The following is a 7,012-nucleotide window of genomic DNA, read 5'->3' as shown; positions in this document are numbered from 1 at the left end:
TTGGGACAGCAGCGCCACGCGGAGCAGCAAGTCAAGCAGCTGTTCGACCTGGCCGCGAAAAACGGCCTGCTGCTGGCGCAGGGTGAATACAAGAGTGGTTACGACAAGGCCAGCAGGGTCGCGACATACCAGGTGAGCTTGCCGCTGAAAGGCAGTTATGCGGCCGTGTCGCAGTTCGCGCTGCAAGCGCTGCGCGCCGTTCCCTTTGCTTCGCTCGACGAACTGAGTTTCCGCCGCGAGCAGATCGCCGATACGCAACTCGAAGCGCGCTTGCGCCTGACTTTTTATTTAGCTGACAGCGCGGGAGAAGCTCCTTGACCCCGCGCCATCGTCTCATGCTGGCCGGCGTGCTGGGCGCGGGCGCCTTGCTGTTGTTTGGCGAGCGCCAGCCCGTGGCCGAGGTGGCCGAGGCGGTCGAGCGGGCCGTCGCGCCCGCGCGCCATGCTGCCGCCAGGGCACCGGCCGCGCAGCCGGCCATCCTGGCCCTGCTGCCGCGCAGCGAAGTGGCGGGCGAGGAGGGCGAGACGTTTGGCGGCGCCGATGGCGCTGCCGCTGTCTTCCAGAGCCAGAACTGGAATCCGCCGCCGCCGAAAATCGTAGCCGTCGCGCCACCGCCGCCACCACCGCCGATGGCGCCGCCGCTGCCCTTCGTCTATCTGGGCAAGGCGGCCGCCGATGGCGCCTGGGAAGTGTTTTTGTCGCGCGCCGACAAGACGTATATCGTGCGCGCCCATACCGTCATCGATGGCGCCTACAAGGTCGTGACGATCGCGCCGCCCGTCATGACGCTCACTTATCTGCCGTTGAACCAGGTTCAGCAGCTCAACATTGGAGTTTCCGAGTGATGTCTCGTTCCTTTTCATCGGCGCTGCTGCTCTTGTTGCTGTCCGGCTGCGCCGGGCAGCAAGCTTACCGCGACGGGCGCGAGCTGATTGCGCAAGATCAGGTGCCGGCTGGCCTGCAAAAGTTGCAGGAAGCGCTGCGGCAGGATCCCGGCAACGCGCAATACCGCAGCGCCTACTTGCAGGCGCGCGAACGGGCAACCGGCAGCCGCTTGCAGCAGGCCGAGCGCCAGGCGCAAACGGGGCAGGGCGAGCTGGCGCGCGCTTCCTTCATGAGTGTGCTGGAAATCGATGCGCAGAACGAGCGCGCCAACAGCGGCTTGCGCGCGCTCGAGCGCGAGCAGCGCCAGGGCAAGCTGCTGGCCGAAGCGCAGAAGGATATCGACGCCAAGCGCTACGACCCCGCGCGCCAGCGCCTGAACGCCATCCTGACGGAGCAGCCGAATCACGCCGGCGCGCGCGCGCTGCTGCGTGAAGTCGATGAAAAGACGGCGCCGCCCGTCGTCGAATCGGGCCTGGCCAAGTCGTACAAGCAGCCGATCACCATCGAGTTTCGCGACGCGCCGTTAAAACAGGTGTTCGAGCTGATCGCGCGCCGTTCCGGCCTCAATTTCGTCTTCGACAAGGACGTCAAGGCGGATGCGAAAACGTCGATCTTCCTGAAAAACAGCACGGTGGAATCGGCCGTCTACTTCCTGCTGGTGACGAACCAGCTGGAACAGCAGGTGATGGATGCGAACACGATTCTGATTTACCCGAACGTGGCGGCAAAATTGAAGGAGTACCAGGAAGTGCTGGTAAAGACCTTCTTCCTGGCGAACGCGGACGCCAGGCAGGTGGCCAACACGCTCAAGACCATTTTGAAGACGCGCGACGTGGTGGCCGATGAAAAACTCAACCTCGTCATCGTGCGCGACACGCCCGAGGCGATCCGCCTGGCCGAGCGCCTGATCGCGCTGCAGGACGTGCCCGAGGCGGAAGTGGTGCTGGAGCTGGAAATCCTCGAAGTCAAGCGCAGCCGCCTGATGGAACTGGGCGTGGCCTGGCCATCGAGCCTGACCCTGACGCCGCTTTCCACCTCGGGCGGGATCGGGCTGACCATCAGCGACTTGAATAGACTGAATCAGCGCACCATCGGCGTGAGTGACCTGTCCGTGACGGCAAACGCCAACAAGACGGATGGTGACGCGAACATCCTGGCCAACCCGCGCATCCGCGTACGCAACCGTGAAAAGGCGAAATTCGTCATCGGCGACAGGGTACCCGTGGTGACCACCACCATTTCGCCGGGCACGGGCGGCTTCGCGTCCGAGTCGGTCAGCTACCTGGACGTGGGCCTGACGGTGAACGCCGAGCCGACCATTTATTTGAACAATGAAGTGGGCATCCGCATCTCGCTGGAAGTGAGCAACCTGGGGGCGGCGACCACCACCCGCAGCGGCTCGACCCTGTACCAGATTGGCACGCGCCAGGCGTCGACCATGCTGCAATTGAAGGATGGTGAAAACCAGGTGCTGGCGGGCCTGATCAACAATGAAGAGCGCAGCTCGGGTAACAAGGTGCCGGGCCTGGGCGACATCCCCGTGCTGGGGCGGCTGTTCGGCAGCAGCAAGGACGACAGCCAGAAGACGGAAATCGTGCTGTCGATCACGCCGCACCTGGTGCGCACGGTGCAGCGTCCGGAAGCGAAGGAGTCGGAGTTTTCCGCTGGCACCGAGGGCAGCTTCCGCCGCCGGCCCGACATGGCGGCCAAGGCGCCCACGCAGATGCCGGGCACGGTGATCGTGCGTTCCGGCCCGTCGGCCGTCGGCATGCAGCCGGCGCCGGCGCAGCCGATGATGGCGCCCGGCCAGGTGCCAGCGGCCTTGCCGCAGAGCGTGCCGGCGCCGGACGTGGCGCCGTCGCCCGAGCCGGCCGCCTCTCCCTTGCCGATACCGGCTGGCCAGCCCGTGCCGCTGCAGGCGGCGCCTTTGCCGTTCTCGTCCAGCCAGCCGGTGCCGGTGGCGCCGCCTCCCGCCAAATGAGACTGGCGCAAGCGCAAGGCGGGCGAGGCGGCTTCACCCTGATCGAGCTGCTGGTGACCCTGACCATCCTGGGCGTGCTGGCCACCCTGGTGATCCCCGTCACGCAGGTGACGGTGCAGCGGCGCCAGGAGCAGGAGCTGCGGCGCGCGTTGCGCGAGATCCGCCAGGGGCTCGACGCCTATAAACGGGCCGGCGACGAGGGCCGCGTCCTGCGCGCGCCCGACGTCAGCGGCTATCCGAAAAGCCTGGAATTGCTGGTCGAGGGCGTGCCGGACCAGCGCAACCCGAAGCGCAGCAAGCTGTTTTTCCTGCGCCGCGTGCCGCGCGACCCGTTCAATGCGGATGCTGGCCTCAGTGATGCGCAAACGTGGGGCAAGCGCAGCTACGCCAGCGAAGCGGCCGAACCGCGCGAGGGCGACGATGTCTACGATGTGTACTCGACTTCCAACAAGACCGGCCTGAACAACGTGCCTTACCGTCTATGGTGAACCATGCCCGTACATGACCGCGCCCGCACGCGCGGCTTTACCCTGATCGAGTTGCTGGTGGTGCTCGGCATCGTGGCGCTGCTGCTGACCCTGGCCGTGCCCCGCTATTTTCCCAGCCTCGACAAGGCGAAGGAAACCGTGCTGGCCGATAACTTGCGCAACCTGCGCGCGACCATCGACCAGTTCCACGGCGATACGGGCCGTTATCCCGATACGCTGGAGCAACTGGTGGAAAAGAAATATCTGCGCGCCATGCCCATCGACCCCATCACGGACAGCGACAGCAGCTGGCTCATCGTGCCGCCACCCGACGACACGCCGGGCCAGGTGTATGACGTGAAAAGCGGCGCGCCCGGCAAGGACCGCAGCGGCACGCCGTTCGCCGACTGGTAGCGGCCATGCACCGTCCTGCGCGCCGCCAGCGTGGTTTCACTTACCTGGGCCTGATCATCCTGGTGGCCATCCTGGGCCTCGTGGGGGCGGCCGGGCTGAAGATGGGTTCCCTGCTGCAGCGCCAGGCGGCCGAGCAGGAATTGCTCGACATCGGCGCGCAGTTTGTCGATGCGCTGCAGAGTTACGCGGGCGCCACGCCAGCCGGCCAGCCGCAGCAGCCGCCGAGCCTGGCTGCCTTGCTGCGCGACCCCCGCTTTCCGCAAGTGCGCCGGCATTTGCGCAAGCTGTATGTGGACCCCATCACGGGGCGCGCCGAGTGGGGCTTGCTATACCAGCCCGGCAGCCAGGGCATCATCGGCGTGCATAGCCTGTCGTCGTCCGCGCCTTTGAAAGTGGGTAATTTCGAGGCCCGTTTCACCGGTTTCGAAGGCAGGTCGCACCTGTCCGAGTGGCAGTTTGTCGCCGGTGGGCCCGTGCCGCCGGCAGGGCTGCCGCTGGCGCCGGCAGGGCTGCCGCTGGCGCCGGCAGACGCCGCCGCACCGTCCTCCACCACACCGCCCGCCTTGTTTCCACCGCCACAAGCTGCCGCGCCAGCGTCCGAACCGGTACCGGCCGAGGTGGTGGAGCCGGAGGAGGAGACCGGCGCATAACAAGAAGCGCGCAATCTGCTTTAACCATAAGTCAACAACGAGTATCCAAGGGTAACTATTTTCACCTGGAAATTCATCTTGACTCATAACCATTTCATAGAGGAAACACTTTCAATAAATGAAATTTCGATAAAATAATTACAAGTAATTTAATGTCTTTATGCTACCATTCCGCTTGGTACTTTCAGTACTAAAGCGATGGCTGGCCCACTTGGCGGCCATAAATTACTTTTAAGGGATAATTTATGAAATTGAAATTTATCGCGGCAGGCATTCTGGCTGCAGCATCGTTCAGCGCATCGGCGGCCACCTACAATCTGGGTATCCTGGACCCGAGCGGCTTCGATACGCGGGCATCGATCACCACCAATTTCGCCGCCAATTCGGTGGTCGATGATTTGTGGACCTTCAAGCTGCTGACCCCATCGTCGACCTCGTTTGGCGCCTTGCAAACGTTTTCCGTTGCCGAAGGCGCGATCAGCAACTTCGCGGCCACACTGGTGGGTTATGGCGACCTGACCCTGACGTCGGTGGCCGGCATCCAGAGCCTGAGCTGGGCCGGTTCCCTGGCTGCGGGCAACTACGAGGTGCGTGTATCGGGCTTGAGTGGTTTGCAAAATGGCCAGTACGTGGGCACGGTCTCCGCCTTGCCCGTGCCGGAACCGGAAACCTACGGCATGCTGCTGGGCGGCCTGGCGCTGGTCGGCTTCGCGGCCCGCCGCGCCCGCAAAGCTGCCTGATTTTCGTTGGTTAGAATGACAAAACCCGCCGAGGCGGGTTTTTTTGTTTCTTGTTACGTGTGCGATTACGACAACATGCGCAGGACTAGGCGCCAAGTCGAAGACAGTACGCTAGTACGGCGAGACGCAGGCAACAACGTCCTGCGCATGTTGTTACGCGTGGCGCTTGAAATCGCGGAAGCGGAAGCCAACGAGGAACAAGGTGGCAAAGTAGGCCACGCCGCACAGGGTCACCACCAGGGCCAGCGCGCCGGCCCGCAACAGCGGATGGGCTTGCATGGCGATCCAGTCGATGCGCATGGCGCCAGCATACGCCACGCCGCCCATCACGATGAGTGCCGGCAGCAGGCGCAGGAAGAACTTGGCCCAGCCCGGTTTCGGCTGGTAGATGCCGCGCTTGCGCAAGCCCCAGTACAGAAAAGTGGCGTTCAGACAGGCGCCCAGGCCGATCGACAGGGCCAGGCCGGCCACGGCGATGTAGGGCACGAACAGCAGATTCATCAGCTGCGTGGCGATCAGCACGCCGATGGCGATTTTCACGGGCGTGCGGATGTCCTGGCGCGCATAAAAGGCGGGGGCCAGGGTTTTTACCAAGATGATGCCGATCAGGCCCAGGCTGTAAGCCACCAGCGGCTGCGTCGACATGGTCACGGATTCGGCCGTGAACTTGCCGTAATGGAAGAGGGTGGCGATCAGCGGCGTGGCCAGGGTTGCCATGCCCACGGCGGCGGGCAGGGCCAGCAGGAAGGTCAAACGCAAGCCCCAGTCCAGCAGGGCCGAGTATTCCGTCTTGTCGCCATCCACGTTCGCCTTCGACAGGCTGGGCAGCAAGATGGTGCCCAGGGCCACGCCCAGCATGGCGGTGGGGAACTCCATCAGGCGGTCCGCGTACGACAGCCAGGAAATGCTGCCTTCTGCCAGGCGCGACGCGATGCTGGTGTTGATCATCAGGCTGATCTGCGCTGCCGAGACGGCGAACACGGCCGGCCCCATCTTCTTCAGCACGCGGCGCACGCCGCCGTCGGACAGGCCGATGGCGGGATTGATCGACAGGCGCGGCAGCATGCCGATCTTGATCAGCGCGGGAATCTGGATCGCCACTTGCAGCAGGCCACCGGCGAACACGGCAATGGCCATGGCGTAGATCGGTTGCGCCAGATGGGGCGCGAGGAATAGCGAGGCGGCGATGAACGACAGGTTCAGCAGCACCGGCGTGAACGCGGGAATCTTGAATTCGCGCCAGGTATTCAGAATGCCGCCGGCCAGAGCCACGAAGGACATGCAAGTAATATAGGGGAACATCAAGCGCGTCATCCACACGGCCGCGTCAAAAGCGCCCGGATCCTTGGACAGGCCCGTGGCGATCGCGTAGACGAACCACGGCGCGCCGACGATGCCGATGGCCGAGACGAGCAGGGTGGCCCAGACCAGGGTGGTGGCCACATGGTCGGCCAGTTGCTTGCTCGCTTCCTGGCCATGCTGGTTCTTGTATTCAGACAAGATCGGCACGAAGGCTTGCGAGAACGCGCCCTCGGCAAACAATCGGCGCAACAGGTTGGGGATGCGGAAGGCAACAATGAAGGCGTCCGTGTAGGCGCCGGCGCCAAAGGCGCGCGCGAACAGGCTTTCGCGCAATAATCCGGTTACACGGGACAGCATGGTCATGCTGGAAATGGCGGCGAGGGTTTTAAGCAAGTTCATGGGGGCAGATTATAGCCGGGCGCGGTACCGGCAAACGCTTAAAATATGGTAACAAGCGGGTAACAAGCGCCGCCTATTCGCCCTTGTCAGGCCCATTTTCACGTGTTTTTGACGTGACACACGGTTTTTTGATTTGCCCCCGCTTGAAAATATCGCTATAATCGAAGGCTGTAC

At 63.7% G+C, this 7,012-nt stretch carries 7 protein-coding genes and 1 pseudogene; 7 read left to right on the top strand and 1 reads right to left on the bottom strand.

Translation table 11 applies throughout. The features are described from left to right. The 7 genes and pseudogenes from HWE17_RS23230 to HWE17_RS23200 form a co-directional block, all read left to right on the top strand. Positions 1–318: pseudogene (locus HWE17_RS23230) on the top strand (hypothetical protein); the annotation flags it as partial. Further along, on the top strand, positions 315–845 hold the full coding sequence (locus tag HWE17_RS23225) for a hypothetical protein (protein ID WP_176390398.1): 531 nt from the start codon (positions 315–317) through the stop codon (positions 843–845). The pseudogene HWE17_RS23230 and the gene HWE17_RS23225, both read left to right, overlap by 4 nt. Further along, positions 845–2,866, top strand: a complete 2,022-nt coding sequence (locus HWE17_RS23220) for a secretin N-terminal domain-containing protein (protein ID WP_176390401.1) — start codon at positions 845–847, stop codon at positions 2,864–2,866. Before HWE17_RS23225 ends, HWE17_RS23220 begins: the two co-directional genes overlap by 1 nt. Next, entirely contained in the window at positions 2,863–3,354 is a 492-nt protein-coding gene (locus HWE17_RS23215; RefSeq protein ID WP_176390397.1) for a type II secretion system protein, read from the top strand. The genes HWE17_RS23220 and HWE17_RS23215 overlap by 4 nt, the downstream gene beginning before the upstream one ends. 3 nt (positions 3,355–3,357) lie before the next feature. Beyond that, complete coding sequence (locus HWE17_RS23210; RefSeq protein ID WP_176390396.1) at positions 3,358–3,747, top strand: type II secretion system protein; 390 nt, start codon at positions 3,358–3,360, stop codon at positions 3,745–3,747. A 5-nt stretch (positions 3,748–3,752) separates the two neighbouring features. After that, a complete protein-coding gene (locus HWE17_RS23205) occupies positions 3,753–4,397 on the top strand; it encodes a type II secretion system protein (RefSeq protein WP_176390395.1) in 645 nt (214 codons plus the stop codon). A gap of 245 nt (positions 4,398–4,642) precedes the next feature. After that, positions 4,643–5,137 carry an FxDxF family PEP-CTERM protein gene (locus HWE17_RS23200; protein WP_035825867.1) on the top strand — a complete coding sequence of 165 codons (495 nt, stop codon included), beginning with the start codon at positions 4,643–4,645 and terminating at the stop codon, positions 5,135–5,137. A gap of 153 nt (positions 5,138–5,290) precedes the next feature. On the opposite strand, the gene murJ is transcribed toward HWE17_RS23200, so the two are convergent. Then, a complete protein-coding gene (gene murJ / locus HWE17_RS23195; RefSeq protein ID WP_176390394.1) occupies positions 5,291–6,838 on the bottom strand; it encodes a murein biosynthesis integral membrane protein MurJ in 1,548 nt (515 codons plus the stop codon). Positions 6,839–7,012: the final 174 nt, after the last annotated feature.

Source organism: Janthinobacterium sp. BJB401 (assembly GCF_013372745.1).
Classification (GTDB): domain Bacteria; phylum Pseudomonadota; class Gammaproteobacteria; order Burkholderiales; family Burkholderiaceae_D; genus Janthinobacterium; species Janthinobacterium rivuli.
Note: the sequence above shows the minus strand (reverse complement) of the source record. Positions and strands in the feature narration are given on the sequence as shown.